The 27,000-nt window shown below is 67.8% G+C and carries 25 protein-coding genes; 11 read left to right on the plus strand and 14 right to left on the minus strand.

Translation table 11 applies throughout. The features are described 5' to 3' along the window. Positions 1-26 precede the first annotated feature (26 nt). Complete coding sequence (locus WI26_RS08180; protein ID WP_059467470.1) at positions 27-515, minus strand: aminoacyl-tRNA deacylase; 489 nt, start codon at positions 513-515, stop codon at positions 27-29. Between the two features lie 476 nt (positions 516-991). Here WI26_RS08180 and WI26_RS08185 point away from each other — a divergent pair, with 476 nt between their 5' ends. Continuing rightward, the gene (locus tag WI26_RS08185) at positions 992-1,279 is read left to right on the plus strand and encodes a YciI-like protein (RefSeq protein ID WP_069225705.1); all 288 of its coding nucleotides are present in this window, start codon (positions 992-994) and stop codon (positions 1,277-1,279) included. Positions 1,280-1,292: 13 nt separating this feature from the next. Here the strand turns inward: WI26_RS08185 and corA are convergent, their stop codons facing one another. Next, complete coding sequence (gene corA / locus WI26_RS08190; RefSeq protein ID WP_069226382.1) at positions 1,293-2,270, minus strand: magnesium/cobalt transporter CorA; 978 nt, start codon at positions 2,268-2,270, stop codon at positions 1,293-1,295. Between the two features lie 179 nt (positions 2,271-2,449). Between corA and cydX the strand changes: the two genes are divergently transcribed. Next, positions 2,450-2,596 (plus strand): cytochrome bd-I oxidase subunit CydX, encoded by a 147-nt coding sequence (gene cydX, locus WI26_RS08195; RefSeq protein WP_069225706.1) that lies wholly within the window; start codon positions 2,450-2,452, stop codon positions 2,594-2,596. Next, complete coding sequence (locus tag WI26_RS08200) at positions 2,593-3,210, plus strand: AAA family ATPase (RefSeq protein WP_059467469.1); 618 nt, start codon at positions 2,593-2,595, stop codon at positions 3,208-3,210. Before cydX ends, WI26_RS08200 begins: the two co-directional genes overlap by 4 nt. A 118-nt stretch (positions 3,211-3,328) precedes the next feature. Here WI26_RS08200 and WI26_RS08205 read toward each other — a convergent pair whose 3' ends face one another. Both WI26_RS08205 and WI26_RS08210 read right to left on the minus strand, forming a co-directional pair. Continuing rightward, positions 3,329-4,429, minus strand: coding sequence for a saccharopine dehydrogenase family protein (locus WI26_RS08205; RefSeq protein WP_040144221.1), 1,101 nt, complete (start codon positions 4,427-4,429; stop codon positions 3,329-3,331). Positions 4,430-4,876: 447 nt separating this feature from the next. Further along, positions 4,877-5,341, minus strand: a complete 465-nt coding sequence (locus WI26_RS08210) for an Lrp/AsnC family transcriptional regulator (RefSeq protein ID WP_006481526.1) — start codon at positions 5,339-5,341, stop codon at positions 4,877-4,879. 341 nt (positions 5,342-5,682) lie between these two features. On the opposite strand from WI26_RS08210, the gene WI26_RS08215 reads away from it, so the two are divergent. Beyond that, entirely contained in the window at positions 5,683-6,228 is a 546-nt protein-coding gene (locus WI26_RS08215) for a Spy/CpxP family protein refolding chaperone (RefSeq protein WP_069225707.1), read from the plus strand. A 103-nt stretch (positions 6,229-6,331) separates the two neighbouring features. After that, positions 6,332-6,763, plus strand: coding sequence for a PGDYG domain-containing protein (locus WI26_RS08220; RefSeq protein WP_069225708.1), 432 nt, complete (start codon positions 6,332-6,334; stop codon positions 6,761-6,763). Between the two features lie 52 nt (positions 6,764-6,815). Here WI26_RS08220 and WI26_RS08225 read toward each other — a convergent pair whose 3' ends face one another. The 8 genes from WI26_RS08225 to WI26_RS08260 all read right to left on the minus strand — a co-directional run bounded on the left by WI26_RS08225 (position 6,816) and on the right by WI26_RS08260 (position 14,601). Beyond that, positions 6,816-7,178, minus strand: a complete 363-nt coding sequence (locus WI26_RS08225) for a DUF3022 domain-containing protein (RefSeq protein WP_059467466.1) — start codon at positions 7,176-7,178, stop codon at positions 6,816-6,818. A 13-nt stretch (positions 7,179-7,191) separates the two neighbouring features. Then, on the minus strand, positions 7,192-7,980 hold the full coding sequence (locus WI26_RS08230; protein ID WP_069225709.1) for a YhfC family intramembrane metalloprotease: 789 nt from the start codon (positions 7,978-7,980) through the stop codon (positions 7,192-7,194). Between the two features lie 54 nt (positions 7,981-8,034). After that, positions 8,035-9,078: a LacI family DNA-binding transcriptional regulator gene (locus WI26_RS08235; RefSeq protein WP_059467464.1), complete on the minus strand. Its 1,044-nt coding sequence runs from the start codon at positions 9,076-9,078 to the stop codon at positions 8,035-8,037. A 321-nt stretch (positions 9,079-9,399) separates the two neighbouring features. Continuing rightward, a complete protein-coding gene (locus tag WI26_RS08240; RefSeq protein ID WP_069226383.1) occupies positions 9,400-10,365 on the minus strand; it encodes an NAD(P)-dependent oxidoreductase in 966 nt (321 codons plus the stop codon). 5 nt (positions 10,366-10,370) lie between these two features. Beyond that, a complete protein-coding gene (locus tag WI26_RS08245) occupies positions 10,371-11,651 on the minus strand; it encodes an MFS transporter (RefSeq protein WP_059467463.1) in 1,281 nt (426 codons plus the stop codon). 109 nt (positions 11,652-11,760) lie between these two features. Further along, a complete protein-coding gene (locus WI26_RS08250; protein ID WP_069225710.1) occupies positions 11,761-12,753 on the minus strand; it encodes a sugar kinase in 993 nt (330 codons plus the stop codon). A gap of 29 nt (positions 12,754-12,782) precedes the next feature. Continuing rightward, a complete protein-coding gene (locus WI26_RS08255; protein WP_069225711.1) occupies positions 12,783-13,547 on the minus strand; it encodes a TIM barrel protein in 765 nt (254 codons plus the stop codon). 160 nt (positions 13,548-13,707) lie between these two features. Continuing rightward, complete coding sequence (locus WI26_RS08260) at positions 13,708-14,601, minus strand: LysR family transcriptional regulator (protein ID WP_060189756.1); 894 nt, start codon at positions 14,599-14,601, stop codon at positions 13,708-13,710. Between the two features lie 111 nt (positions 14,602-14,712). Here WI26_RS08260 and WI26_RS08265 point away from each other — a divergent pair, with 111 nt between their 5' ends. Both WI26_RS08265 and WI26_RS08270 read left to right on the plus strand, forming a co-directional pair. Next, complete coding sequence (locus tag WI26_RS08265; RefSeq protein WP_069225712.1) at positions 14,713-15,789, plus strand: YeiH family protein; 1,077 nt, start codon at positions 14,713-14,715, stop codon at positions 15,787-15,789. Between the two features lie 114 nt (positions 15,790-15,903). Next, positions 15,904-17,637 (plus strand): ClcB-like voltage-gated chloride channel protein, encoded by a 1,734-nt coding sequence (locus WI26_RS08270; RefSeq protein WP_069225713.1) that lies wholly within the window; start codon positions 15,904-15,906, stop codon positions 17,635-17,637. An 82-nt stretch (positions 17,638-17,719) separates the two neighbouring features. Here WI26_RS08270 and WI26_RS08275 read toward each other — a convergent pair whose 3' ends face one another. Further along, a complete protein-coding gene (locus WI26_RS08275; protein ID WP_059467457.1) occupies positions 17,720-18,340 on the minus strand; it encodes a TetR/AcrR family transcriptional regulator in 621 nt (206 codons plus the stop codon). Positions 18,341-18,534: 194 nt separating this feature from the next. Between WI26_RS08275 and WI26_RS08280 the strand changes: the two genes are divergently transcribed. The 4 genes from WI26_RS08280 (at position 18,535) to WI26_RS08295 (ending at position 25,515) form a co-directional block, all read left to right on the plus strand. Further along, entirely contained in the window at positions 18,535-19,644 is a 1,110-nt protein-coding gene (locus tag WI26_RS08280) for an efflux RND transporter periplasmic adaptor subunit (protein WP_069225714.1), read from the plus strand. Continuing rightward, on the plus strand, positions 19,641-22,772 hold the full coding sequence (locus tag WI26_RS08285; protein WP_069225715.1) for an efflux RND transporter permease subunit: 3,132 nt from the start codon (positions 19,641-19,643) through the stop codon (positions 22,770-22,772). The genes WI26_RS08280 and WI26_RS08285 overlap by 4 nt, the downstream gene beginning before the upstream one ends. 2 nt (positions 22,773-22,774) lie before the next feature. Beyond that, positions 22,775-24,364 (plus strand): efflux transporter outer membrane subunit, encoded by a 1,590-nt coding sequence (locus WI26_RS08290; RefSeq protein WP_069225716.1) that lies wholly within the window; start codon positions 22,775-22,777, stop codon positions 24,362-24,364. A 122-nt stretch (positions 24,365-24,486) separates the two neighbouring features. After that, positions 24,487-25,515 carry a MerR family transcriptional regulator gene (locus WI26_RS08295; protein WP_059915401.1) on the plus strand — a complete coding sequence of 343 codons (1,029 nt, stop codon included), beginning with the start codon at positions 24,487-24,489 and terminating at the stop codon, positions 25,513-25,515. Positions 25,516-25,583: 68 nt separating this feature from the next. On the opposite strand, the gene WI26_RS08300 is transcribed toward WI26_RS08295, so the two are convergent. Further along, positions 25,584-26,990, minus strand: a complete 1,407-nt coding sequence (locus WI26_RS08300; RefSeq protein ID WP_069225717.1) for a sigma-54 interaction domain-containing protein — start codon at positions 26,988-26,990, stop codon at positions 25,584-25,586. Positions 26,991-27,000 lie beyond the last annotated feature (10 nt).

The following is a 27,000-nucleotide window of genomic DNA, read 5'->3' on the forward strand; positions in this document are numbered from 1 at the left end:
ACTACAAAACCGCCCGCAACGGACGATCAGGACAACCACATCCCCTGCATCTTGTGCGAGAAATGCGCGCGCTCGGCCGTCTCCATCAGCGACAGAAATTCGTCCTGCATCATATGGATCAGCGCCTCGTGGTCGCCGGCCTCGAAATACACTTCCGGCTGCTGCGCGAGATGTTCCTCGAGGAACGTCTTCATCCCGTACGCCATGCACACCGGCGGCAACGCGCCGAGGTCGCAATCCTTGAACAGTTCACGCAGTTCGATTTCCTTGGCGAGCACGAGATGACGGCCGGTCTTGACCCAGAGATCCGACAGCCGCACCGCATGCGACGTCGGCAGTACGGCTGCGACGTAGCCTTCGTCGTCCTCGAGCAGCACGGTTTTCGCGAGGCGATCGCCGGGGATATGCGCGGCGGCGGCCGTCTCCATGCTGGTATGGCTATACGGGTGGTACACGACTTCGTACCGCGATGACTTCTGGCGCAGGCAATCCTGCAGGGTGGCTGATACAGGCATGGCACACCTCGTCTGGACGAATCGGGCGAACGAAGTTCGCTCCGGATTCGTTCAGCATAGGTCGCATTGCGGCCAATGGAAACGCCCGCGCACCACCCCCACACGAATGGCCCGACATCAGGCTTCGGCCCCTTTTCCGGTCGGCGCGGCCGCCCTCCGCCGGCATGCGGAATTCAAATCCGGAATGCGCATGAAACATGCTGGCCGCCCCGTCTTTCCTGAAGACAAAACGCGCGATAACCAGTCGATCACGATGACGCGAATCCATGCGACGATGAGGTCAAACTAGACCGTTAGTTGCATTTAGAGGTGGTCATCGTGACCTTAAAATCGTCCACGTTGGCTGCCCGTAATCGACCGAATCAGCCGGCCACGCGCCGGCGAAGCTGTCGCAAACCGTGCCGACAAAGACCAAACCGCGCCCTATACTGAGCCATCCGCCCGCCATCCTGCGGCGGCCGACTCCGGGAGCGACCATGCATTACCAGTTGATCTACGAACTCGTCGACGATTACCTGTCCAGGCGCGAACAGTACCGCGCCGAGCACCTCGCGCTCGCCCAGGCCGCAACCGAGCGCGGCGAGCTCATCCTCGCCGGCGCATTGCAGGATCCCGCCGACCGGGCCGTGCTCGTCTTCGAAGGCGACTCGCCGGAAGCCGCCGAATCGTTCGCCCGCGCCGATCCGTACGTGCAGCACGGCCTCGTCAAATCCTGGTGCGTGCGTCCGTGGCGCGTCGTGGTCGGCAAGCACGCCCCGCGCTAGCGATGCTCCCCGGCTACAGCCAGCCCGCCCGTTTGAAGCGCCACCACAACGCGAGATCGGCGACGACCATCACCCCGATGCAGCCATAGAAGCCGTACTTGAGGTGCAGTTCGGGCATGTTCGCGAAGTTCATCCCGTAGATGCCGGCGATCATCGTCGGTATCGCGAACAGCGCGGCGAACGAGCCGAGCCGCTTGGTCACCTCGTTCTCCGCGAGCGAAATCATCCCGAGGTTGACCTGGATCGCAGTCACGACCATCTCGCGCCGCCCTTCGATCGTCTTCACGATCCGCTGCAGATGGTCGTACACGTCGCGGAAGTAATGCTCCATCCCGCTGCAGACCTGCGGAATGCGTCCGCCGGTGAGCTTCGCGAGCGGCTCGATCAGCGGCGCCGTGTGCTGGTACAGCGTCACGAGCCGGCGTTTCAGCGAGTAGAGATCCTCGATGATCGCCCGCGACGACGCGGGCGAGGCCTTCGCGAAGATGCGGTCCTCGAGTTCCTCGAGCTCGTTGCCGAGCGTCTCGAGGATCGGGAAATAGCGGTCGACGACCTGGTCCATCAGCGCATAGAACACGAACGCCGAGCCTTCCTGCAGCAGATGCGGCTCGCGCTCGCAGCGCTTGCGCACGTCGCGGAAGTCCTGCTCGGTATGGTTGCGGATCGACAGCACGTAGTTCGGGCCGACGAACACGTTCAGCTCGCCAACCTTGAATTCGCCGTCGTCGTCGAGCTCCACCATATGCAGCACCGCGAACAGCGAATCGCCGTACTCCTCGATCTTCGGCCGCTGATGCCCTTTGCGGGCATCTTCGAGCGCGAGCTCGTGCAGTCCGAATTCCTCGCCCATCAGGTCGATCTCGTCCGGTGTCGGATCCTTCAGCGCGACCCACACGAAACACTCGGGCTTCGATACGTAGTCGCTGATGGCGTCGATATCGATTTCGGCCAGCTTGCGGCCGTCCTGGTATGCAGCGCAGTTGATCAGCATGTTGTCCGTCATGTTGCCGTTTTCGCATCAGTTTACCGGTTTGACGCGCGGGCGGCCCGGCTTGCGCGACACGCCGATATTGGTCATGATCGGGCTACGTGCGACGCGGCACGCGCACGGCATCGCTTCGACAAACGCACGGCACGGCCGTGCGGTCCAACCGTCAAGGAGACAGACCCATGTGGTATTTCTCGTGGATACTCGGCATCGGCGTGGCGCTCGGCTTCGGCATCATCAACGCAATGTGGCTGGAGGCGGAAGTGTTCTCGCGCGGCGACAAGCGCACCGACGCATCGCGCGCGGCTCCGGGGAGCCGGCATTCGTGACGCACCTGGTGTTCTTCTGCGGTCATGCCGGCACCGGCAAGACCACGCTCGCGAAGCGGCTGATCGGGCCGCTGATGCGAGCGACAGGCGAAGCCTTCTGCCTGCTCGACAAGGATACGCTCTACGGTCGGTACAGTTCGGCGGCGATGGGCGCCCTCACCTCCGATCCGAACGATCGCGACAGCCCGCTGTACCTGAAGCATCTGCGCGATCCCGAATACCAGGGCCTGCTCGACACGGCCCGCGAGAACCTCGCGCTCGGCATCGGCGTGCTCGTGGTCGGCCCGCTGTCACGCGAAGTGCGTGATCGACGCATCCTCGATCGCACGTGGCTCGGCATCGGGCCGGACATCGCGCTGACGGTCGTGTGGGTTCATACCGCGGAAGACGTCGCGCACCAGCGGATCGTCGCGCGCGGCAATCCGAACGACGCGTACAAGCTCGCGCACTGGGACGAATACCGGCAACGCCGCTTCGTGCCGACCGGCCACGAATGCGACGGCATCGTGATGTTCGACAACACCGCACCGTCCGATGCGGATATCGACGCGCTGCTGTACCGCATTGCACCGCCGGCGCCGCAGTCGACGATCGTCCCGCCGCTGCCCGCCTGAACGGCGCGCATCTCCCTGCTCTTCCCCGCCGCGACGCAATTCGACGCGCTCAAAAAACAACGCCGGAAGCGCTGTTGCGCTCCCGGCGTCGTACGGCCCTCGTGCCGGAGACCGGTCGTCAGGCGACTTCGTGCACACGCTCCATCGTGCCGCCTTCGTACAGCTTGCCGAAACGGTTCGCAAGGAACGCCTTCAGCGATACCTTTTCCTGCGGGATGAAACCGCTTTGCGGCAGCTTCTTTTCGCGGAACAGATCCAGCACCGCGCACATCGCGCCGGCCGTCGTGATCTGGATCGCGCTCATGTGCATTCCGCACACGTCCTTCGCGAAAATCTTGCGCGTGAATACGTCCTGCACGAGCTGGCCGTCCTTCACGCCCGTCACCGTGACGAACACGAGCACGACGTCCTGCTTCGTCGACGGCACCGCGCGACGCATGATCGACTTCAGCGTGTCGCGGTCGCTCGACAGGCGCAGGTCCTCGAGCAGGAACTGCACGAGTTCGCGATGGCCCGGATAGCGCACCGACTTGTAGTCGAGCGTCTCGACCTTGCCCGACAGCGTCTCGCACAGCGTGCCCAGGCCGCCCGACGTGTTGAACGCTTCGTATTCGGTGCCGTCGAGCGAGAAATGCTCGAGACCTTCGAGCGGCTGCACCCACTGCTTGCGGCCGTCGCGGATCGCTTCGCACGGCTGGCAGTATTCGTTGATCAGGCCGTCGACGCTCCACGTCAGGTTGTACTTCAGCGCGTTGGTCGGGTACTCGGGCAGCGCGCCCACGCGCATCTTCACGTCGCGCACTTCGCTGAAGCCGTTCACCAGCTCGTGTGCGGCAATGCCGATGAAGCCCGGCGCGAGGCCGCACTGCGGCATGAACGCGCGGTCCGAACCGTCCGCCAGTTCGCGGATCGCGTGGGTCGCGCGCACGTCTTCGGTCAGGTCGAAGTAATGGACGCCGGCAGCCTTGGCCGCCGCCGCGACGTTGACCGCGAGGTAGTACGGCAGTGCGTTGACGAGCGCATCGAAGCCCTTCACGGCTTCACGGATCGCATTGGCGTCCGCCGAATCGACACGCTGCGTCGCGATGCCTTCACGCGACAGCTTGGCGAGCGCATCCGCGTCGCGGTCGAACGCGACCACTTCGTAGTCGCCCGTTTCACGCAGCATGTGAGCAATGGTGTGGCCGATCAGACCTGCGCCGACGATGGCGATTTTCATGCGCTTATCTCCTGATGATGGGTTTGGTGTTGGTGTACGGCGTCGAGCCATGAACACAGTTTAGGGACGCGCAAAATCAGTTCCAAGACGAAGAATGATGCGAAACGACCGATTAATTCGACGATATGACGATGCATTTCGTCATAACGACCAATTTCCCTAAAAGTCGTGTATATGACGGGCCGGAAATGGGCCGCGGCGGGCGGGTTTGGACGCAGGAAGAAACGAACACGCAAGGCGGGACATGCGCAAGCGAATGAATCGTTGCGCGCGCCCAGGCCGGCATTCGACGCAACGACGCTCGCATGCAGATGCAGATGCGCGAGGCGACGCCCCGCCTCGCGGCGAGCGCCGGTAGCGGGTATCAACGGAAGGGAAAGAAGGAAAAAACCTGCGCGACGATTCGAATCGCGCCGCGGTGTCACACGCGACACCCCATGCGATGCGTCATCCGCCGATCGTGCCGCGATCGATCTTGCGCGACAGGATGATCGACGTCGTCGTGCGCTCGACGCCTTCGAGCGTGCCGATCTGGTCGAGCAGATCGTTGAGCCGCTCCGGCGAATCCGCACGCAGCCACGCGACGTAGTCGTATTCGCCGCTTACCGCGCACAACAGCTGCACCTCGGGCATCCGGTCGAGCTTGCGCAGCACGTCCTTGCCGAACTTGGGCGTCAGGATGATGCCGACGTACGCATAAATGCTTGCATCGAGCACGTCCTGCCCGAGCCGCACGCTGTATCCGGCGATCACGTTGGTGCGCTCGAGCCGGGCGATGCGCGCGACGACCGTCGTGCGTGCAACGTCGAGCTGTCGCGCGAGATCGGCGACGCTTGCGCGCGCATCCGCTTGCAGCAGCGCGACCAGTTGCCGGTCAAGATCGTCGAGTTGGTCGAGGCGAGGTGGACGCATGAGGCTGGGCCGGCGTGCATCGCACCGGCGAAATGGAACGTGACGCGATGATAGCGCCGAACGCCGGTGCGCCCAAACGGCATCGCACGCGGTCACGGGCCCGCGCATTCGCATCGCCCGCCTCATTCGCGTGCGGGGCGTCCGCCGTGTCGATCGAACATCGTCGGCCGTCGTCGGCCCGCTGTGTCCCTTTCAATTTCGATTCGTATCGGATGTAAGCAAGTGTCGCTTTCGCTGCCGCGTGATACGCAACGTGCTACTAATAACGGGCGACGCGAGTTGCGCGCTCGCGGCATCGGCCGCCGCGCCCGCTCGCACGACACCACCCCGGAGAGCCAACCATGAAGAAAATCTCGCTCACCCTCGCCACGCTCGCCGTTGCGGCCAGCGCATTCGCGCAAACTCCGCCGCAACCGCAGACGCCCGCTCCGGCGACCGCGACGCCCGCGTCGGCCCCGAGCGCCGAACAGCGCGCGGCGCGCCACGAAGCGCGCATCGAGCAGCGCATCAAGTACCTGCACGACCAGTTGAAGATCACGTCGGCACAGGAGCCGCAATGGAAGACGTTCGCCGACACGATGCGTGAAAACGGCGACACGATGGGCCGCCTCTATCGCACGCGGATGGAAAGCCGGAACGTGTCCGCGGTCGACGACATGAAGCAGTACGCGGAGCTTGCGCAGGCAAACGCGGACGGCGCGAAAAAGCTCGCCGACGCATTCGCGCCGCTGTACGAGAGCTTCCCGGCCGACCAGAAGGCACTCGCCGACACGACGTTCCGCAGTTGGCTGCATCACGGCGGCGAACGCCGCGGCACGGGCAAGGCCAGGAGCAAGGAAGGCAAGGCAGCCACGGCGCCGGCCGCAAGCGCGCCCGCACAACCCTGACGCACGCCTCGCCGGCGTCGCGCATTCCAGGAAGAATCCGGCGCGCCACACGGCACGCCGGATTCGGGATAAGCTCCCGCCTTTTGCCGCACTTCCCCCTGCCATGCTCGAACTCAAGCACATCGATCTGCGTACCGACCCGCAAGCCCGTCGCGTCGTGAAGGACGAAACCGTCACGGTCGCATTCGCGCAGGCCGACGGCGAACTGATGAGCCTCGAAGGCCCGAACCGCTATGTCGCGGGCGACGCGCTGATCACCGGCTCCACCGGCGACCGCTGGGTCGTGTCGCGCTCACGCTTCGACGCGAAATACCTGCCCGCCGATGAGGCACTCGCGCACGGTGCGCCGGGCGCATACCGGAACCGGCCGGCCGTCGTGCTCGCCCGCCGGATGGACGAGCCGTTCATGATCGCCCGCTCGGAAAACGGCGACACGCTGCGCGGCGTCGCCGGCGACTGGGTGATGCAGTATGCGCCCGGCGACTACGGCGTCGTCCAGGCGCAGCGTTTCGCGCAGGTCTACCGAGACGCGTAACGCGTCGCACGCGGCGCCGGCATCGCGCCGGCGCGCGCGTTCATGTCAACGCTCAGGCAAAGTCTTCGTCGAGCTCGAGTTCGGCATCGCGCTCGACGGCCTCGCCGGCTGCGTGCCGCTCCTCGAGCGAGCCCAGCATCGCTTCCGTATACGCATGCAGCACCGCGTGGCTGCGGGCGCGCTGCATCGGCCTGAGCGCCAGATAGCGCGCCAGCGCGGCCGGCACGATGCGGATGTCGAGCGTCATCCGTTTCGGCGTCGAACCGAAACGCATCGCGAGCCACTGCACGGACAGGAAACGTCCGCGTTCGTCGCTGCTTTCGACAAAGCGCGTCTGCTCCGGAAAGAGATCGCAGATCACGCGCGCGAGCGCGTCGAATTCGGCGCTCTGGCAGTCGATCAGATAGTCGTCCATTCCGCCTCTCCCGTCAGGCAGCCGCACGCGGCGACCGGCACGTCTTCACCAGCACGGCGACCAGAATCGCGGCCAGCACGAAATACACGGCCTCGAGCGATCCGGCAGGCAACACGCGCACCTGATACAGCAACGCCGGCGTGACCGCGAGCGCATGCAGCACGATCGCGAGCGGCAGCACGCCCGCGCGGCCGGCGCGCACGCCGCGCCAGACCAGCACCGACAGCGCGAATTGCACCACGAACGCCGAGCAGCGCTCGAGCAGCAACAGCAGCATCGACTGTGCCGACAGCGTCGCCAGCATCACGTGCAGCCGCACGACGGTATCGCCCGGCAGGTCCGCGAGCTGCGTCTCGAGCTGGCCACGGCTCGCGAGCCACGCGAGATACGACCACTGGCCCCATACGAGCACGCCGACGAACCAGGCTTCCGCACCGGCATGGCCGATGCCGTAGCCGATACCGCGCCCGTCCCCGGCCGACGCGCCGTAGCGGCGGTTCAGGAACCGGATCCCGAGATAGCGGCCGACTTCCTCGAACACGGCGGTCGCGAGCGCGCTGTACGCGACGAACGCGAGCGGCTGCGTGAGCCAGCCGCCGGCGGGGGTCTGGCTCAGCACGAGGCCATGGAATGCGCGTTCGACGATCATCGCGAACAGCGTGAAGACGGCGACTCCGACAATCGTGTCGCGGCGGTCGAGCGAGAGTGGCTTGCGCAGGATGCGGAAGAGAACGAACGGCAGTAGCGCGATGATCAGCGTGGCGGCGATCAGCACCGCCAGCGTGACGGGAGCGACAGTCATGAATTTCCTTGTTCGGGGCAGCGCACCTGACGCGCTGCGTGCCCCGAATGATACTCAGCTTGCGGTCGACGCGCGCGCGATCAGCTCACCCGGCAGCAATGCGACGCGCACGTCGCCGGCCGCGCCGTCGATGCGCTCGTGCACGAATTCGACGGCCTTGTAGCCGATCTCGTAGGTCGGCTGGCGAATCGTCGTGATGCCGATCAGTTCGGCCCACTCCGGATCGTCGATCGACAGCAGCGCGGCCTTTTCCTGCCACGCCGCGCCGAAACGCGCGCGCAGATGGCGTGCGATCGCGAGCGCGACCGGCGCGTTGGCGGCGAACAGCGCGGCACGCACGCCGCGCCGCGTGGCGTCGTCGATGCGCGCGTCGAGGTCTGCAAGCGCCGCCGCAACCGCGGCGGGCTCGTTCAGGTCGAGCACGACCGTCGGCGGCACCGGCAGCCCGCGCGCGTCGAGCGCCGCGCGGAACGCGGCCTCGCGCAGGCGCCGCGAGCTGACGCGCTCGAACGGCTGCACGACGAAATGGATCGCGTCGAAGCCGCGCGCGACCAGGTGCGCGATCGCCGTCTCGATCGCATCGGTATTGTCGAGCCCGATCAGGTCGGCCTCGAAGCCCTCGACCGTCCGGTCGACGAGCACGGCCGGAATGCCGGCGCCGCGCAGCGGGCGCAGCACGTCTTCCTCGGCGCCGAGTGCGTTGACGATCAGCCCCTCGACCCGGTAGGTCGTGAGCAGCTGCAGGAAGCGCCGCTCCATCTCGACCTCGTTGGCCGCGTGACAGATGAGCGGCATGTAGCCGAGCGCGTGGCACGCGGCCTCGACGCCTTGCAGCACTTCGACGGTATACGGGTTGGTCAGGTCGGCGGCGAGCATGCCGAGCAGCCGGTTGCGGCCGCGCTTCAGCCCGCGCGCCATCTGGTTCGGCCGGTAGTTGAGGCGCGCGATCGCCGTCTCGATCCGCTGGCGCAGATCGGCGGACAACACGTGCGTCTCGCCGTTCAGATAGCGCGAAACGCTGGTCTTGCCTGTGCCGGCTTCACGGGCGACGTCGCTGATCGTCGCCGGACGCTGCGTGGAAGGTTGCGAATCGCTCAAGTCGTGCCTCGCGACGTATGATCCGCGCCGCTTCGTGTGCGGACGGACCTTTGTTGTAGGATCGAAAGCCACCCGGCGGACGCCGCCGCTGCCCTGCTTCGCGGTCGATCGAAGCCGGCGCGTTCGCGCCCGCTCCGGTCGCCCGAAACGCACGGCGATCGGCCGCACCGGACCTGGCACGGATGCCCGCCGCCGAACGCCGCCGGCCGCGTGGCCGGCTCGTCGATGCGACGAGCGGGCGATCATAACGCAGCCTGCCCTCCCGCACCAAGACCATCGCCTCTAACCCAGCCGGCGGCCCCGCCGGCTGACCGCCCGCGTTCAGGCGCGCGGGAGCGCGTCGGGATTCACGAGGTTTGTGCGCAGCGTGCCGGCCAGTGCGCCGATCAGGTTCTCCGCGGCACAGCGCGCCATCGCATGGCGCGTTTCGTGCGTCGCCGAGCCGATATGCGGCAACGCGACAACGTTGCTCATCCGCAGCAAAGGCGAATCCGCCGCCAGCGGCTCCTTTTCGAACACGTCGAGCCCGGCGCCGCGGATCGTGCCTGCCTGAAGCGCATCGATCAACGCGGCCTCGTCGACCACCGGCCCGCGCGATGCGTTGATCAGGATCGCGCCGCGCTTCATCTTCGCGAATTCGGCCGCGCCGATCAGGTGATGCGTTTGCGGCGACAGCGGCACCTGCAGGCACACGAAATCCGACTGTGCGAGCAGTTCGTCGAGCGACACGCGACGGGCACCGTACTGCGTCTCGGCTTCGGCATGCGCGGAGCGATTCGTATACAGCACCTGCATCCGGAAGCCGAGCGCCGCGCGGCGCGCGACCGCGCCGCCGATCCGGCCGAGCCCGACGATGCCGAGCGTCTTGCCCTGCACGTCGGTGCCGTACAGGTCCGGGCCGATGCTGCGGTGCCAGTGGCCGGCCTTCACCCACTCCGCCAGTTCAACCACGCGCCGCGCGGACGCGAGGATCAGCGAGAACACGGTATCGGCGGTCGATTCCGTCAGCACGTCCGGCGTATGCGCGAGCACGATGCCGCGCCGCGTGAGATCCGCGACGTCGAAGTTGTCGTAACCGACCGAGATCGTCGACCAGGCCTTCAGCCGCGGTGCGCGATCGAGCATCTGCGGCGTGACCTTCAGGCTCGCGCCGATCGCGCCATGCGCGTCGCCAAGGGCATCGGCGAGCGCGTCGGCGCCGTCGGCCTGCGCGACGTCCGCGTGCTCGCGCAGGTACGCGAGCACGTCATCAGGCAGCGGCTTGTACGCGACGATACGAGGCTTCATCGTTTTCATTTTCCTTGCAGCGGCGTCGCGAGCGGGTGCGCATCGCGCGCCTGGGGTTTGACGGACAGCGTGAGGATCACCGCGGCCACGAGCGCGGCGCTCATGAACGCGTACGATGCGACGGGCGAGCCGGTCGCGCCGTTCAGGTAGCCGACGAAATACGAGCCGACGAACGAGCCGAGCGCGCCCATGCTGTTGATCAGCGCCATCGCGCCGCCGGCGACGTTCTTCGGCAGCAGTTCCGGGACGATGGCGAAGAACGGGCCGTACGGCGCGTACATCGCGGCGCCCGCGACGACCAGCAGCGCATACGAGATCCAGAAATGCGACGAGCCGAGCGCATACGACGCGGCGAACGCGGCCGCGCCGACCAGCAGGAACGGCCACACGAAGCCGCGGCGCGAACCGACCTTGTCGGACGCCCACGACGCGACCAGCATCGCGATCGTCGCCGCCAGATACGGCAGCGCCGACAGCCAGCCGGTCGCGACCATCCCGAGCTCGGAGCCGTTCTTGACGATCGACGGCAGCCACAGCACGAAGCCGTACACGCCGATGCTCCAGCAGAAGTACTGCGCACACAGCTTGATCACGGCCGGCGAGCGGAACGCCTCGCCGTAGTTGCGCACCGGCTTGATCGCCGCCTGTTCGGCCGCGAGCGCGGCATCGAGGTCGAGCTTTTCCTCGGCGGTGAGCCACGGCGAATCGGCCGGCTTGTCCTGCACGAGGAACCACCAGCACACGGCCCAGACGATGGCCGGCACGCCTTCGGCGATGAACATGTGACGCCAGCCGAATTCGTGCACGAGATAGCCCGACACGATCGACATCCACAGCACGGTGACCGGGTTGCCGAGGATCAGGAACGTGTTCGCGCGCGAGCGTTCGTTCTTCGTGAACCAGTTGCTGATGTAGATCAGCATCGCAGGCATCACGGCCGCTTCGACCACGCCGAGCACGAAGCGGATCGCCATCAGCGACGGGATGTTGGTGACCACGCCCGTGAGGGCCGCGCAAGCGCCCCACAGCACGAGGCTGGCGAACACGAGCTTCTTGACGCTGCGGCGCTCCGCATAGATCGCGCCCGGAATCTGGAAGAAGAAGTAACCGAGGAAGAACAGCGCGCCGATCAGCGACGACAGGCCCTTGCTGATCCCGAGGTCCTGGTTGATGCCGGCCGCTGCCGCGAACCCGTAGTTCGCGCGGTCGAGGTAAGCGAGGCTGTAGGTGATGAAAACGATCGGCATGATCGTCCACCAGCGTCGGGCTGCGAGCGTATTGGCCATCAGAATGTCTCCTGTGTCGGAACGAACGCTTGGGCGTGCATCCCGGTTCCTTGCGTTGCCGTGCGCGTGCACGACGAAATGGTCCGCGGATTGTGCCGTGTCCGGCCTCTCATTGCGCGGTGACGGTTTCCTCTAGGCGATCGGCGTCATTGCTGACGTTTTCGAGCCGATCGAGTGCCTCGCGGGTCGGCAAGCCTTCCGAATCGCCGATCACCTGGATCGCGAGCGCCCCGATGCGGTTGCCGCGCGCGACCGCCTGCTCGACCGAGCGGCCTTCCAGCAGCGCGCTGACCACGCCGACCGCGAAACCGTCGCCGGCGCCGACCGTGTCGACCACGTTCGCGACGCGCTCGCCCGCGACCGTGCCTTCGCGACCGTCGGCCGTGCGGAAATACGCGCCCTCGGCGCCCAGCTTGATCACGACGCCGCGCGCACCCTGTGCCAGGTAGAAGCCCGCGATATCGGCCGGCGTATCGTGCCCGGTGAGCTGCTGTCCTTCGGCGAGGCCCGGCAGCACCCAGTCGGCAAGCGTCGCGAGCGCGTTCAGCGTCTTCGCCATCACGTCGGCGGACGGCCACAGCGTCGGGCGCAGGTTCGGATCGAACGAGATCGTCTTGCCCGCCGCGCGCATCTCGCGCGCCAGCCGGAACGCGAGTTCGCACGATGTCGCGGAGATCGCCGGCGCAACGCCCGTCAAGTGCAGATGACGCGCGCCGAGCACGTAGTCGGCCACGTAGTCGTCGCACGACAGGTGGCTCGCGGCCGAGCCCTTGCGGAAATATTCGACGGTCGGGTCGCTGCCGTCGTCGTTGCGCGACTTCAGCTGAAAACCGGTCGGATAGCGCGGATCGACGGTCACGCACGACGCGTCGATGCCTTCGCGCGCGAGCGTATCGAGCACGTAACCGCCGAACGAATCGCGGCCCACCCGGCTCATCCAGCCGACCCGGAAGCCGAGCCGCGACAGGCCGATCGCGACGTTCAGGTCCGCGCCCGCGATCCGTTTCGTGAATTGCGACGCGTGCGCGAGGTGGCCGGGCTCGGCGGCGATGAACATCGCCATCGCTTCGCCGTAGGTCACGACATCGAGTGCTGCCTTCATGAGTGAATTTCCTCCGTATCCGTCGTGCATCACGCGGCGGCGAGCCACGCCACGCGCCGGCCGGCATCGCCCGCCAGGTCAACGGCATCGAACGGGAATTCGATGCCGCGCGGCGCCGCTTGCGGCAGCGCCGCGAGCACGCCCGTGACAAGCGTGTCACCCGGCGCGGGCGCCACCGCGAAACGGCGCGCGCCCTCGCCAGCGACTGCCTTGCAATGAATGTATTCCACGTGCGGCGCAAGCGCGTGCGCGCACGCAAGCGGCGCTTCGCCCGGCCACTGCCAGTTGCCGATGTCGAACGTCATGCCGAGCGCATCGGGCACGCCCGCTTCGGTCAACGCGGCGAACAGCCCGCTGAACTGGGCGAGCGCGCCACCGACCGGCAGCTGGCCGTTCTCGACCACCACGCGGGCGCGGGCACCGCGCGACAGCGCGACGATCTCGGACGCATGCGCGTCGCCGGCGAAGCCGCCGAGCTGGAACTTCACGAAGCGCGCGCCGAGCGCATCGGCTTCCACGAGCGTATCGCGCAACGCATCGGCATCGAGCGCGCCGGTTTCCGTGTACAACGTGGCCGGCGTCGAATAGACCGACCACAGCCCGTGCGCGGTGAGTGCCGCGCCGAGCTCGGCCAGTGCGCCGGGCGTGGCGTCGTCGTCCGATGCGAACAGTTCGCGCCGTACCTCGAAACCGGCCGCGCCGGATGCGGCCGCGGTCGCGATGAATGCCCGGTGGCCCTCCTGACGCACGCGGTCCATTCCGAATGCGCTCGCCACGATCACGATGTCTGCCATTTCTGCCCTTTTTTACCGGAATGGAACCGGTTCCATTTGCTTGAGACGGATGGTGCGCCTCACGTCCGGCGCACGCCATAGAGGAAATCCCTAGGACGGATCGCCACGCGAATGCGCGCCCGCGTATGCGCATCCGGCGTTCCCGCACGCGCGTCGATGCCTATTCGTCGCGGTGCGCGATGCACATGTCGAGAAACCCGGCGGCCACGCGCGACGGCGCGGCGCCATGCGGCACGAGAATCGAGAAATGGCGTGTGAGCGGCGCGGGGGCCAGGGAACGCGGCACGAGCGCCGCATCCTCGTGACGCAGCGACATCGCGGACACGAATCCGACGCCCATCCCCGCGCGCACGGCCTCCTTCACCGCCTCGACGCCCGCGATCTCGAACGCGACGCGCATCGGAGCGCCGCCATGCGCGAACGCGCGTTCGACGAGCTGACGCACGCCGGAACCTTCCTCGCGCAGCACGAGCGGATGTGCGGCGAGCGCGGCGAGCGTGACGCCGGCTTCGTACTCGGGCGCGGCAAGCGGATGTCCGGCCGGCACGACCGCGACGATCTCGTCCTCGTGCCACGCGTGCACGGCGGTGCCGGGCGGCAGCGCCTCGCCCGGCGGCCCTTCGATCATCGCGATGTCGAGCGACGCCAGCGCGGCAACGACGTCGGCCGTATTGCCGCTCATCGTGTGGATCGCCACCCGCGGCACGCGCGGCTGGAATGCCGCGATCAGGTACGGCAGCAAGTAGCTGGCGGGCGTCGTGCTCGCGCCGATGCGCAGCGTGCCGGCGTCGAGCCCGCGCACCGCGTCGCGAAACGCGCGCGCCTGCGCGAACGTGTCGCGCTGCGCGTACGCGTACTGCGCGAGCTGTTCGCCGACCGGCGTCAGGCGGATGCCGCGGCCCTCGCGCTGGTACAGCGGCTCGCCGAACTCGTCCTGCAGCAGGCGCAGCTGGCCCGACACGGCCGGCTGCGACAGATGCAGCGCCACGGCAGCGCGGCTGATGTTCAGGTGTTCGGCGACGGCCGCGAACGTTATCAGTTGATCCGGGGTCATGATGATGAATTATCGGTTTTCCGGATAGTCTACGTCACAAATCACAATTTCTCATATCGATATAACCAAATTAGGATTAGGCCATCGCAACCCGTTTCATCACGGTGCCCCATGTCCACTGCCCCGACTCCCCATCTCCACCACGCCGCGCCGTCGATGCGCGGCCAGTTGAACGGCGTGCTGTTCGTCGCGCTGTTTGCCGCCGCCGTCACCAGCCTGTCGCAACTCCCGGCGATCGCAGGGCTCGGCCTGTCGCCGCTGATCGTCGGCATCGTCGCGGGCGCGCTGTACGGCAACGCGCTGCGCGACGGGATGCCCGCGAGCTGGGCGGCCGGCGTCAACTTTTCCGCGCGCAAGCTGCTGCGCATCGCGGTCGCGTTCTTCGGCCTGCGCGTGAGCCTGCAGGAAATCGCGCAGGTCGGCCTGCCGGGCCTGACGGTGTCGGTGCTGGTCGTCGTGAGCACGCTCGCGATCGGCACCTGGGTCGGCATGAAGGTGATGAAGCTCGATCGCGATGCGGCGCTCCTGACCGCCGCCGGCAGCGCGATCTGCGGCGCGGCGGCCGTGCTCGCGTTCGAGTCGACGCTGCAGTCGAAGCCGCACCAGAGCGCGATGGCCGTGGGCAGCGTGGTGCTGTTCGGCACGCTGTCGATGTTCCTCTACCCGCTCGCGTACCACGCCGGCCTGCTCAATCTCGACCCGACCGGCCTCGGCCTGTTCTTCGGCGGCACGATCCACGAGGTCGCGCAGGTGGTCGGCGCGGCGAGCGACATCAGCCCGCAGGTCGCGCACGTCGCGACGATCGTGAAGATGACCCGCGTGATGCTGCTGGTGCCGGTGCTGCTCACGCTCGGCTGGTGGCTCGCCCGCTCCGCCCGTCCGGCCGATGCGAGCGCCGATGGCGCGCACGGCAAGCGCAAGGTGGCGGTGCCGTGGTTCGCGCTCGGCTTCCTCGGCTTCGTGATCGTCAATTCGCTGAACGTGCTGCCCGCCAACGTCACGCATACGCTGAACGTGCTCGACACCTTCGCGCTGACGATGGCGATGACCGCGCTCGGCATCGAGACCCGCGTATCGCAGATCCGCGAGGCCGGCCCGCGCGCGCTGACCACCGGCCTGATCCTGTACGTCTGGCTGATCGCCGGCGGCTACGCGATCACCTGGGCCGTGCAGCACTGGCTTGGCTGAGCCGCGCATCCACGCCGCGACACGCGCCGCGCCCGACGGGAAGGTCCCGCGGGCGCGGCGCAGTGCTATGCTTCGCGTCGTTTTCCTTCGTCCTCTTCACCACCTCTTTCAGCCGTGCTCTCGTTCCTGCTGAAGCTGCGCACTCGCGCCCAGACGCTGTTCCGCCTGTCGGACGCCCATACGATGCTGATCTGGTCGGCCATCGTCGGCGTCGGCGGCGCGTTCGCCACCATGGCGTTTCGCGAAGGCATCGACCTGATGCAGCGCCTGATCTCCGGGCACAGCGGCAGCTTCGTGCAGATGGCGAGAAGCCTGCCGTGGTACGTGCGGTTCTGGATGCCGGCCGCAGGCGGCTTCCTGGCCGGCTGCGTGCTGCTGCTCGCGACGCGCGGCGTCCGGAAATCCGGCAACACCGACTACATGGAAGCCGTCGCACTCGGCGACGGCGTCGTGCCGGTACGACAGAGCCTGTGGCGCAGCGTGTCGTCGCTGCTGACGATCGGCAGCGGCGGCTCCATCGGCCGCGAAGGCCCGATGGTGCAGCTCGCCGCGCTCGCCGCGTCGCTGGTCGGCCGCTTCGTGCACTTCGACCCGCCGCGCCTGCGCCTGCTCGTCGCGTGCGGCGCGGCGGCCGGCATTACGTCCGCGTACAACGCGCCGATCGCCGGCGCGTTTTTCGTCTCCGAGATCGTGCTCGGCACGATCGCGATGGAGAGCTTCGGGCCGATGGTCGTCGCCTCCGTCGTCGCGAACATCGTGATGCGCGAATTCGCCGGCTACCGGCCGCCGTACGAGATGCCGGTGTTCCCGGCCGTGACGGGTCCCGAGGTGCTGCTGTTCGTCGTGCTCGGCGCGCTGTGCGGCGTGCTCGCGCCGCAGTTCCTGCACCTGCTCGATGCGTCGAAGAACCAGTTCAAGCGGCTTCCCGTGCCACTGCCGGCGCGGCTCGCGCTCGGCGGCCTCGTGGTCGGCGTGATCTCGGTGTGGATTCCGGACGTGTGGGGCAACGGCTACAGCGTCGTGAACCACATCCTGCATTCGCCGTGGACCTGGCAGGCGCTCATCGCGGTGCTGGTGTTCAAGGTGATCGCGACCGCCGCGACGGCCGGCTCGGGCGCGGTCGGCGGCGTGTTCACGCCGACGCTGTTCGTCGGCGCCGTGTTCGGCTCGCTGTTCGGGCTCGCGATGAACGCGCTGTGGCCCGGTCACACGTCCGCGTATTTCGCGTATGCGATGGTCGGGATGGGCGCGTTCATGGCCGGCGCCACGCAGGCGCCGCTGATGGCGATCCTGATGATCTTCGAGATGACGCTGAGTTACCAGGTCGTGCTGCCGCTGCTGGTGTCGTGCGTGTTCGCGTATTTCGTCGCGCGCGCGACCGGCACGACGTCGATGTACGAGATCACGCTGCGCCACCATCAGGACGCGCAGGAACGGCTGCGGCTGCGCACCACCCAGATGCGCGAGCTGATCCAGCCCGCGCAGACGGTCGTGCCGCTTACCGCGAGCGTCGCCGACATGACGCGCGTGTTTCTCGAGTATCCGGTGAAGTATCTGTACGTGACCGACGATGCCGGGCGCTTCCGAGGCGCGGTCGCGTTGAAGGACATCACGTCCGACCTGCTCGAGAAACGTGACACGACCGACAAGACGGCCGCGCACTACGCGCATACGCCGTTTCCGCTGCTCACGCCCGACATGCCGCTCGCGACCGCGCTCGAACGCTTCATGGCGTTCCAGGGCGAACGGCTGCCGGTGATCGAAAGCGAGGCCGAGCCGACGCTCGCGGGCGTCGTGTACAAAACGTCTCTGCTCGACGCATACCGGCGGATGACCGGCGAGCGCTGACCTGTGCGCGGCGCCGCGCGCGATACGGCGCCGCCGCATCCGCGCTCGCGGCGCCGTCCACGCCGACCGGCCGCCGGATCGTTCAGTCCGGCGCGCGCCCCAGCACGACCCGTGCGAAGAACCCCGCGAGCACCGATTCGGCCACGTCGGCCGACACGTGCTGCGGATCAGCCGTGTAGTACGACTGCACGCCGTCGCACAGGCACATCAGGCCGAATGCGAGCGTCTCGGCCGGCAGCAGCAGCGGCGTGCCCGCGCGCTCGGCGAAGCGCTGGATGAATTCGGCCATCTGCAACCGCTTGCCGTGCAGGAACTGGTTGAAGCGCACGCGAAACTTCGCGTCGCGCGCCGCCTGCAGTTTTGCCTCGCCCCACAGCAGTGAATATTCGTCGTCGCGAAACAGCGTCCGGTAGTACGAGAGCGCCATCGACTCCATCTGCTCGCGCGGCCCGCCAACCTCGAAGATCGCCTCGAAATCGGCCCGCACCGAATCATGGTCACGCTCGAGCAGTTCGAGCAGCAGTTCCGACTTGCTGCGGAAATTCGAGTAGAACGCGCCGCGCGTATAGCCGGCCGCCGCCGCGATGTCCTCGACGCTCGCGGCGACATAGCCTTTCTTCAGAAAAATCCGGTGCGCGGCATTCAGCAGACGTTCGCGTGTCTGGTCCCTGCTCTGCTCGCGAGTTAAGCGCTGTGGTTTCATGGCGCGCAGTCTAGCACCAACTCCCTTTCGAATTCATCTTTGCATTCAGATACAGGTGTGTATTAGAATCCGCCACAGTTTCCGAACGACGACCTCGTTCGGCTGTGTTCGTGGGCGCCGGGCCGGCGCCACTCGGGGCAAGCGCCCGCCGCGCTTGCCGGCTTCGTTCCGCTCTCACCTCATCTGGGGGTTTCGTGAATCGCTCCGGTTCCCGCGCCGTGCTGCTGATCGGCACCGCGCTCGTCCTCTCCGCCTGTCACCCGAAGGAAGCCGCACCGCCCGCGCCGCGCCCGGTCGTCGCGCTGCCCGCGCACGCCGATGGCGTCGCGGCCGCCGCCACGCTGCCCGGCGAGATCCAGCCGCGTTATGCGACGCCGCTGTCGTTCCGCATCGCGGGCAAGATCGTCGAACGCAAGGTGCGGCTCGGCGATACCGTCAAGGCCGGCCAGATCGTCGCGCTGCTCGATCCGTCCGACGTCGAGAAGAACGTCGCGAGCGCGCAGGCCCAACTCGATGCCGCGTCGCACAGCCTAGCGTTCGCGAAGCAGCAGCTCGACCGTGATCGCGCGCAGGCGCACGAGAACCTGATCGCGACCGCGCAGCTCGAACAGACCGAGAACAGCTACACGTCGGCGCTCGCGCAGCGCGACCAGGCGCAGCAGCAGCTCGCGCTCGCGAAGAACCAGCTCCGCTATGCGACGCTCATCGCCGATCACGCGGGCACCATCACCGCCGAACAGGCCGACACCGGCCAGAACGTATCGGCCGGCCAGGCCGTCTACCAGCTCGCGTGGTCGGGCGACGTCGATGTCGTCAGCGATGTGCCCGAGGCCGCGCTCGCATCGCTCGCGCCGGGTCACGCCGCACGCGTCACGCTGCCGTCGTTGCCGGGCCGCCAGTTCGACGCGAAGGTCCGCGAAATCGCGCCGGCCGCCGATCCGCAAAGCCGCACCTGGCGCGTGAAGCTCACGCTCGCCGCGCCCGATCCGGCCGTGCGCCTCGGGATGACCGCGAACGTCGCGTTCGACGGCGCGCCGATTGCCGGCAATGCACTGAGCGTCACGCTGCCCGCGACCGCGCTGTTCCACGACGGCCCGCATCCGGCCGTGTGGGTCGTGCGCACGAAGGACGACACGCTCGAGCTGCGCCGCGTCGACGTCGCGCGCTTCAACGAACGCACCGTCACCGTGTCGCGTGGGCTGCAGCCCGGCGAGCGCATCGTGCTGCAAGGCGTGCACACGGTCAGCGCGGGCGAGAAAGTGCGACCGATCGCACCGCTGCATCCGGAGGACTTCGCGTCATGAGCGGCCCCCGCGAAGAAGGCCGGTTCAACCTCTCGGCATGGGCGCTGCGCCACCAGGCGCTGGTCGTCTACCTGATCGCGCTCGCGACGCTCGCGGGCGTCCTCGCGTACACGCGGCTCGCGCAATCCGAAGACCCGCCGTTCACGTTCCGCGTGATGGTGATCCGCACGTTCTGGCCCGGCGCGAGCGCGCGGCAGGTGCAGGAGCAGGTGACCGACCGGATCGGCCGCAAGCTGCAGGAAACGCCGGCCATCGACTTCCTGCGCAGCTATTCGCGGCCTGGCGAATCGCTGATTTTCTTCACGATGAAGGACTCGGCGCCCGTGAAGGACGTGCCCGAGACCTGGTACCAGATCCGCAAGAAGGTCGGCGACATCGGCTACACGCTGCCGCCCGGCGTGCAGGGCCCGTTCTTCAACGACGAGTTCGGCGACGTCTACACCAACATCTGGACGCTCGAAGGCGACGGCTTCACGCCCGCGCAACTCCACGATTACGCGGACCAGCTGCGCACCGTGCTGCTGCGCGTACCGGGCGTCGGCAAGGTCGACTACTTCGGCGACCCCGACCAGCGGATCTTCATCGAGGCCGACAACACGAAGCTCACGCGCCTCGGCATCTCGCCGCAGCAGCTCGCGCAGGCGATCAACGCGCAGAACGACATCTCGTCGGCCGGCGTGCTCACGACCGCCGACGACCGCGTATTCGTGCGGCCGAGCGGCCAGTTCGACAACGTCGCCGCGATCGCCGACACGCTGATCCGCATCAACGGCCGCACGTTCCGGCTCGGCGATCTCGCCACCGTGAAGCGCGGCTACGACGATCCGCAGGTCACGCAGATGCGCGCGAACGGCCATGCGGTGCTCGGCATCGGCGTGACGATGCAGCCGGGCGGCGACGTGATCCGGCTCGGCAAGGCGCTCGATGCCGAATCGAAGAACCTGCAGGCGCAGTTGCCGGCCGGCCTGAAGCTGACGCTGGTGTCGAGCATGCCGCATGCGGTGTCGCATTCGGTCGACGACTTCCTCGAAGCCGTCGCGGAAGCGATCGCGATCGTGCTGGTCGTGAGCCTCGTGTCGCTCGGCCTGCGCACCGGGATGGTCGTCGTGATCTCGATTCCGGTCGTGCTCGCCGTCACGGCCCTGTTCATGTACCTGTTCGACATCGGGCTGCACAAGGTATCGCTCGGCACGCTGGTGCTCGCGCTCGGGCTGCTCGTCGACGACGCGATCATCGCGGTCGAGATGATGGCCGTGAAGCTCGAACAGGGCTACAGCCGCGCGCGCGCCGCCGCGTTCGCGTACACGAGCACCGCGTTCCCGATGCTGACGGGCACGCTCGTCACCGTGTCGGGCTTCCTGCCGATCGCGCTCGCGAAATCGAGCACCGGCGAGTACACGCGCTCGATCTTCGAGGTGTCGGCGATCGCGCTGATCGCGTCGTGGTTCGCGGCCGTCGTGCTGATTCCGCTGCTCGGCTATCACCTGCTGCCCGAACGCAAGAAGCACGCGCACGAAGCTCACCTGCCGGACGATCACGAGCACGACATCTACGACACGCGCTTCTACACGCGCTTGCGCGGCTGGATCGACTGGTGCATCGAGCGCCGCTTCGTCGTGCTGCTGATCACCGGCGCGCTTTTCGTCGTCGCGCTGATGGGTTTCTCGCTCGTGCCGCAGCAGTTCTTCCCAAGTTCTGATCGCCCCGAGCTGCTCGTCGACCTGCGGCTGCCCGAAGGCGCGTCGTTCGCGGCGACGCTGCGCGAGACCGAACGCCTCGAGAAGGTGCTCGACAAGCGGCCCGAGGTCGACCATTCGGTGAATTTCGTCGGCAGCGGCGCGCCGCGCTTCTATCTGCCGCTCGACCAGCAGCTGCAGTTGCCGAACTTCGCGCAATTCGTCGTCACCGCGAAATCCGTCGAGGATCGCGAGAAGCTCGCGGCCTGGCTCGAGACCACGCTGCGCGATCGCTTCCCGGCCGTGCGCTGGCGCCTGTCGCGGCTCGAGAACGGGCCGCCCGTCGGCTATCCCGTGCAGTTCCGCGTGAGCGGCGACGACATCGCGACGGTCCGCTCGATCGCCGAGAAGGTCGCGGCGATGATGCGCGGCGACGCGCGCACGGTGAACGTGCAGTTCGACTGGGATGAGCCGGCCGAGCGCTCGGTGCGCTTCGAGCTCGATCAGAAGAAGGCGCGCGAGCTGAACGTCACGTCGCAGGACGTGTCGAGCTTCCTCGCGATGACGCTGTCGGGCACGACCGTCACGCAGTATCGCGAGCGCGACAAGCTGATCGCGGTCGACCTGCGTGCGCCGCGCCCCGATCGCGTCGATCCCGCAAAGCTCGCGGGCCTGGCGATGCCGACGCCGAACGGCGCCGTGCCGCTCGGCTCGCTCGGCCGCTTCACGCCGACGCTCGAATACGGCGTGGTGTGGGAACGCGATCGCCAGCCGACCATCACCGTGCAGTCCGACGTACGCGCCGGCGCGCAGGGCATCGACGTCACGCATGCGATCGACGGCAAGCTGAATGCGCTGCGCGCGCAATTGCCGGTCGGCTACCAGATCAACATCGGCGGGTCGGTCGAGGAAAGCGCGAAGGCGCAGACGTCGATCAATGCGCAGATGCCGCTGATGGCGATCGCCGTGTTCACGTTGCTGATGATCCAGCTGCAAAGCTTCTCGCGCGTGCTGATGGTCGTGCTGACCGCGCCGCTCGGGTTGATCGGCGTGGTCGGCACGCTGCTGCTGTTCGGGCAGCCGTTCGGCTTCGTCGCGATGCTCGGCGTGATCGCGATGTTCGGGATCATCATGCGCAACTCGGTGATTCTCGTCGACCAGATCGAGCAGGACATTGCAGCCGGCCACGGCCGCTTCGACGCGATCGTCGGTGCGACCGTGCGGCGCTTCCGCCCGATCACGCTGACGGCCGCCGCCGCCGTCCTCGCGCTGATCCCGCTGTTGCGCTCGAACTTCTTCGGGCCGATGGCAACCGCGCTGATGGGCGGGATCACGAGCGCGACCGTGCTGACGCTGTTCTACCTGCCCGCGCTGTACGCCGCGTGGTTCCGCGTGAAGCGCGACGAACGCGATCCGCGCGACGGCCCGCCTGCCGCGCCGTCGGGAGCCTGATCATGAAACTGTCGATGAACCTGAAAACGAAGACCGCGCGGGCGCTCGCGGCCGCCAGCCTCGCCGGCCCGCTTGCCGGCTGCGCATGGTTCGCGCCGAGCGGCGAGCCGCCCGCGATGCCGTCGCCCGCGCATTACGGCGCCGCGCCGCAAGTGCAGCAGACCGTCGCGGCGCAAGGCGTCGCGCAGCAGTTCGAAGTCGGCGCGCAGCCCGTGCCCGACTGGTGGACGCAGTACCGCTCCGATGCGCTGACGGCGCTCGTCGACGAAGGGCTGCGCAACAGCCCGACGCTCGGCGCGGCTTCGCATTCGCTGGATGCCGCGCGCGAGCAATTGCGCGGGCAAATCGGCAGCTCGATGCTGCCGTCGATCGACGCGGGCGGTCAGGCCGCGCGCCAGCGCGCACTCGGTGTGCCGATTCCCGCACTCGGCGCGCCGACCCTGCTGTACGACACATTCGTCGGTCAACTGCAGGCAAGCTATACGATCGACCTGTTCGGTGCGTCGCGCTTCGCGAACCGCGCGCTCGCGAAACGCGTCGACGTCAGCGCGTTCCAGCTGGAATCGGCGCGCCGCGCGCTCGCCGCGAACATCGTCACCGCGTCGATCACCGTGGCGGTGCTCAACGCGCAGATCGCGACGACCGAGCGGCTCGTCGCGCTCGCGAACGAGCAGGCGCACGACGCGCAACGCCGTTATGCGCTCGGCTCGGCATCGCACAGCGATGCGCTGAGCGCACAGCAAAGCGCGGACACCTTCGCCGCGAGCCTGCCCGCGCTGCGCCAACAGCGCGACTCCGCGCGCCATGCGCTCGCCGTGCTGGTCGGCCGCACGCCCGATCAACCGCCCGCCGACCTCACACTCACCGACCTGCACCTGCCCGAGCAGGTGCCCGTGGTCGTGCCATCGGACCTGCTGCAAAGCCGCCCCGACATCCAGGCCGCCGACGCGGGGCTGAAGGCGGCCGCCGCCGAAGTCGGCGTCGCGACCGCGCAGCTGTTCCCGCAGCTGTCGCTGTCGGCGGCCATGGGCAAAGGCGGCTTCAGCTGGCCGACGATGCTGTCGGGCGCCGGCGCGATCTGGAACGTCGGAGCATCGCTGGGCCAGCCGCTGTTCCACGGCGGCGCGCTGTTCGCGCAACGGCGTGCGGCCAAGGCGAGCTACGAAGCCGCGGTCGACCAGTACAAGCAGACCGTGCTGAGCGCATTCCAGAACGTCGCCGATTCGCTCGCCGCGCTCGAGCACGACGCCGAGGCGCTCGATGCGTCGTCGCGCGCCGCGTTGTCCGCGCGCGGCGCGTACGACGACGCCGCCGCCCGTGTGCGGCTGGGCGCGTTGCCGCCGTCGGCCGCGCGCGCGAGCGAGCTGCAGTACCGCAACGCGCGGCTCGACGAGATTCGCGCGACCGGCGCGCGCTTCGCGGATACCGCGCGGCTCTATCAGGCGATGGGCACGCCGCCGGTCAACCCGACCGGCAAGGCGGCGACAGCCGGGAACGTCGACACGACGGGCCACACCGGCAACGCGGATCAAGGCGCCCTCGCCGCCCAGGCACGCACGGTGACGCCCGACGCACCGCCGTCATCGCAATGACATGCCCTCGCACCTGGCGCACGGCGCGCGGGACCGCCCCGCGCGCCATCCGCAATCTTCCGCTTGACCCTCACGTAGCGTAACGTTCGAGACTCCAGCGTGCGCACCGAACGGAGGACACCATGCGGCTGAAAGTGGGAGAACTGGCGAAACGCAGCGGCCTGACCGTCCGCACGCTTCATCACTATCACGCGATCGGCCTCCTGACACCTTCGGCGCGTGCCGACAACGGCTACCGGCTGTACGACCGCGACGACGTCGCCCGGCTCCACCAGATCCAGGCGCTGCGTCGCTTCGGGCTGTCGCTTGCCGAAATCGGTGATTACCTGAACCAGCCCGGCACCCCGCTCGTCGAGCTCGTCGCGAAACAGATCGCGTCGCTCGACCGCCAGCTCGCGCAGGCCGCGCAGCTGCGCGAGCGGCTCGTGCACCTGCACGCGCAACTCGCCGCGGGCACCGAGCCGGAACTGGCCGATTGGCTCACCACACTGGAGTTGATGACCGTGTACGACAAATATTTTTCCGAGGAAGAACTCGCGCGCCTGCCGATGTACCGCAAGAGCCAGACGGGCGACGCAGAATGGATCGCGCTCGTCGCCGACGTGCGTGCGCTGCATGACGCGGGCGTGCCGCCCGAGGACGAGCGCGTGCGTGCGCTCGCCGGCCGCTGGATGGCGCTGCTCGTGCGCGACACGAACAACGATCCGCGGATGCTCGCGAAGTTGAACCTCATGCACGAGCGCGAACCGGCGATGCAGTCGAAACTCGGCATCTCGACCGTGCTGCGCGACTATGTGCTGCGCGCGTCCGCCGAAACGAAGATGCGGATCTTCGAGAAGTATCTCGCCCCGGACGAGATCCGCTTCATGCGCGCGCACTACGGCGAACGCGCGATGGAATGGCCGCAACTGATGGCCGACGTGCGCGACGCGATCGACGCGGGCGCGACGCCCGATTCACCGGAAGGCCGCGCGCTCGCGCAACGCTGGCTCGACCTGTTTCGCAGCTATGCGGGCAACGATCCGGCCACGCACGCGAAATTCCGGCACGCGATGATGACCGAGCCGGCGCTGACGAAGGATTCGTGGGTCGACGACACGCTGCTCGGTTTCATCCGCGAGGCGATGGCGCAGTTGGCGCCGGCGCGTTGACGCTGTAGCCGCCGCGGGAAGCGCATGCCGGTTTCACGCGCTGCCCGCGCGAGCGGCCCGGCGTGCGCTCACCGGTCGCGCACCCCGAGCCCGAGCGCCTTCATCCGCCGGTACAGCGTGCGCTCGCTCATCCCGACATGCTCGGCCAGTTGCTTGCGCGTACCGGCAAACGTGCCGGCAATCCGCACGAGTTCCGCGTCCGACACGCCGCGCGTGTCCGCCGCACGCTGCTCATGCGCGTGCGGTGCGGCCGACGCGGCGACCAGCTCGGCCGGCAGATGCTCGACGCGAATCGTCCCGTCGTCCGCGAACAGGCACGCACGTTCGAGCACGTTGCGCAGCTCGCGGATATTGCCCGGCCATGCATACGCGTCGAGGCACGCACGCGCATGCTCGGTCAGCACGAACGGCCGGGCCGCGAACGGTCGCCCGCTCGCGTCTCCCGCGCCGGCGCGCGCGTTCGCGATGCGCCGCAGGATCGATTCGGCCAGCAGCGCGACGTCTCCGCGCCGCTCGCGCAGCGGCGGCAGCGGAATCGGAAACGCGTTGATCCGATAGTACAGATCCTGCCGGAACCGGCCGTCGTCGATCATCTCGCGCAACGGCTTGTGCGTCGCCGCGACGAGCCGGAAATCCGCGCGCAGCGCCTCGACGCCGCCGACCCGCCGGAACGTCCCCGACTCGATCAGCCGCAGCAGCTTCACCTGCATCGGCAGCGGCACGTCGCCGATTTCGTCGAGGAACAGCGTGCCGCCCTGCGCGGTTTCGACGAGGCCCGGCTTGCGCTGGTTCGCGCCGGTAAACGCGCCCTTCTCGTAGCCGAACAGTTCGCTCTCGAACAGCGTCTCGGCGATGCCAGAACAGTCGACGACCACGAACGGCCCCATCGCGCGCTCGCTCGCCTCGTGCAGCGCCCGCGCGAACAGCTCCTTGCCGGTACCCGATTCGCCGAGCAGCAGCACGGGCAGCATCGACGGCGCGACACGCTGCAGCGCGCCCAGTGCCGCATTGAACGCGTCAGCGCCGCCGACGAGCCCTTCCGCGCTCGGCTGCGCGGACGCGCTGCGCACGGTCGTCAGCCGCTCGACGTATGCGATCACGTCGCCGCGCGCATCGAAGATGGGCCGCAACTCCACGTCGACGTGCTCGGGGCCGCGCGGCGTATGGTGAATGTGCAGCACGCGGTTCAGGCTGCGCGACTCGAGCGCCTGCTTCATCGGGCAATGCTCGCCGGCCTGATCGCACGGCACGTCGTAGTGATGCGAGACCTGGAAGCAGCGCCGGCCGACGTGCTCGACACCCGCCACGCCGAACTGGCGCCGGTACGCATCGTTCGCCGCGAGGATGCGGTAGTCGGGATCGACGACGATCATCGGCTGCGGATCGTGCTCCAGATACGCGACCAGTGCGCGCACGTCGGGCATCACGTCGCGCGGTGGCGCGGGAACGATCGGAATGGTGGCATGCGGATTCATGAGGGGCTCG

This window comes from Burkholderia diffusa (assembly GCF_001718315.1).
Taxonomy (GTDB): Bacteria; Pseudomonadota; Gammaproteobacteria; order Burkholderiales; family Burkholderiaceae; genus Burkholderia; species Burkholderia diffusa_B.

Coding starts and splice junctions, on each gene's coding strand:
- WI26_RS08220 (WP_069225708.1), top strand. CDS start 6,332: ATGCTCGAACTCAAGCACATCGATCTGCGTACCGACCCGCAAGCCCGT.
- WI26_RS08260 (WP_060189756.1), bottom strand. CDS start 14,601: ATGACCCCGGATCAACTGATAACGTTCGCGGCCGTCGCCGAACACCTG.
- WI26_RS08300 (WP_069225717.1), bottom strand. CDS start 26,990: ATGAATCCGCATGCCACCATTCCGATCGTTCCCGCGCCACCGCGCGAC.
- WI26_RS08240 (WP_069226383.1), bottom strand. CDS start 10,365: ATGAAGCCTCGTATCGTCGCGTACAAGCCGCTGCCTGATGACGTGCTC.
- WI26_RS08290 (WP_069225716.1), top strand. CDS start 22,775: ATGAAACTGTCGATGAACCTGAAAACGAAGACCGCGCGGGCGCTCGCG.
- WI26_RS08265 (WP_069225712.1), top strand. CDS start 14,713: ATGTCCACTGCCCCGACTCCCCATCTCCACCACGCCGCGCCGTCGATG.
- corA (WP_069226382.1), bottom strand. CDS start 2,270: ATGCTGATCAACTGCGCTGCATACCAGGACGGCCGCAAGCTGGCCGAA.
- WI26_RS08245 (WP_059467463.1), bottom strand. CDS start 11,651: ATGGCCAATACGCTCGCAGCCCGACGCTGGTGGACGATCATGCCGATC.
- WI26_RS08210 (WP_006481526.1), bottom strand. CDS start 5,341: ATGCGTCCACCTCGCCTCGACCAACTCGACGATCTTGACCGGCAACTG.
- WI26_RS08285 (WP_069225715.1), top strand. CDS start 19,641: ATGAGCGGCCCCCGCGAAGAAGGCCGGTTCAACCTCTCGGCATGGGCG.
- WI26_RS08225 (WP_059467466.1), bottom strand. CDS start 7,178: ATGGACGACTATCTGATCGACTGCCAGAGCGCCGAATTCGACGCGCTC.
- WI26_RS08250 (WP_069225710.1), bottom strand. CDS start 12,753: ATGAAGGCAGCACTCGATGTCGTGACCTACGGCGAAGCGATGGCGATG.
- WI26_RS08180 (WP_059467470.1), bottom strand. CDS start 515: ATGCCTGTATCAGCCACCCTGCAGGATTGCCTGCGCCAGAAGTCATCG.
- WI26_RS08255 (WP_069225711.1), bottom strand. CDS start 13,547: ATGGCAGACATCGTGATCGTGGCGAGCGCATTCGGAATGGACCGCGTG.
- WI26_RS08275 (WP_059467457.1), bottom strand. CDS start 18,340: ATGAAACCACAGCGCTTAACTCGCGAGCAGAGCAGGGACCAGACACGC.
- cydX (WP_069225706.1), top strand. CDS start 2,450: ATGTGGTATTTCTCGTGGATACTCGGCATCGGCGTGGCGCTCGGCTTC.
- WI26_RS08185 (WP_069225705.1), top strand. CDS start 992: ATGCATTACCAGTTGATCTACGAACTCGTCGACGATTACCTGTCCAGG.
- WI26_RS08215 (WP_069225707.1), top strand. CDS start 5,683: ATGAAGAAAATCTCGCTCACCCTCGCCACGCTCGCCGTTGCGGCCAGC.
- WI26_RS08230 (WP_069225709.1), bottom strand. CDS start 7,980: ATGACTGTCGCTCCCGTCACGCTGGCGGTGCTGATCGCCGCCACGCTG.
- WI26_RS08295 (WP_059915401.1), top strand. CDS start 24,487: ATGCGGCTGAAAGTGGGAGAACTGGCGAAACGCAGCGGCCTGACCGTC.
- WI26_RS08205 (WP_040144221.1), bottom strand. CDS start 4,429: ATGAAAATCGCCATCGTCGGCGCAGGTCTGATCGGCCACACCATTGCT.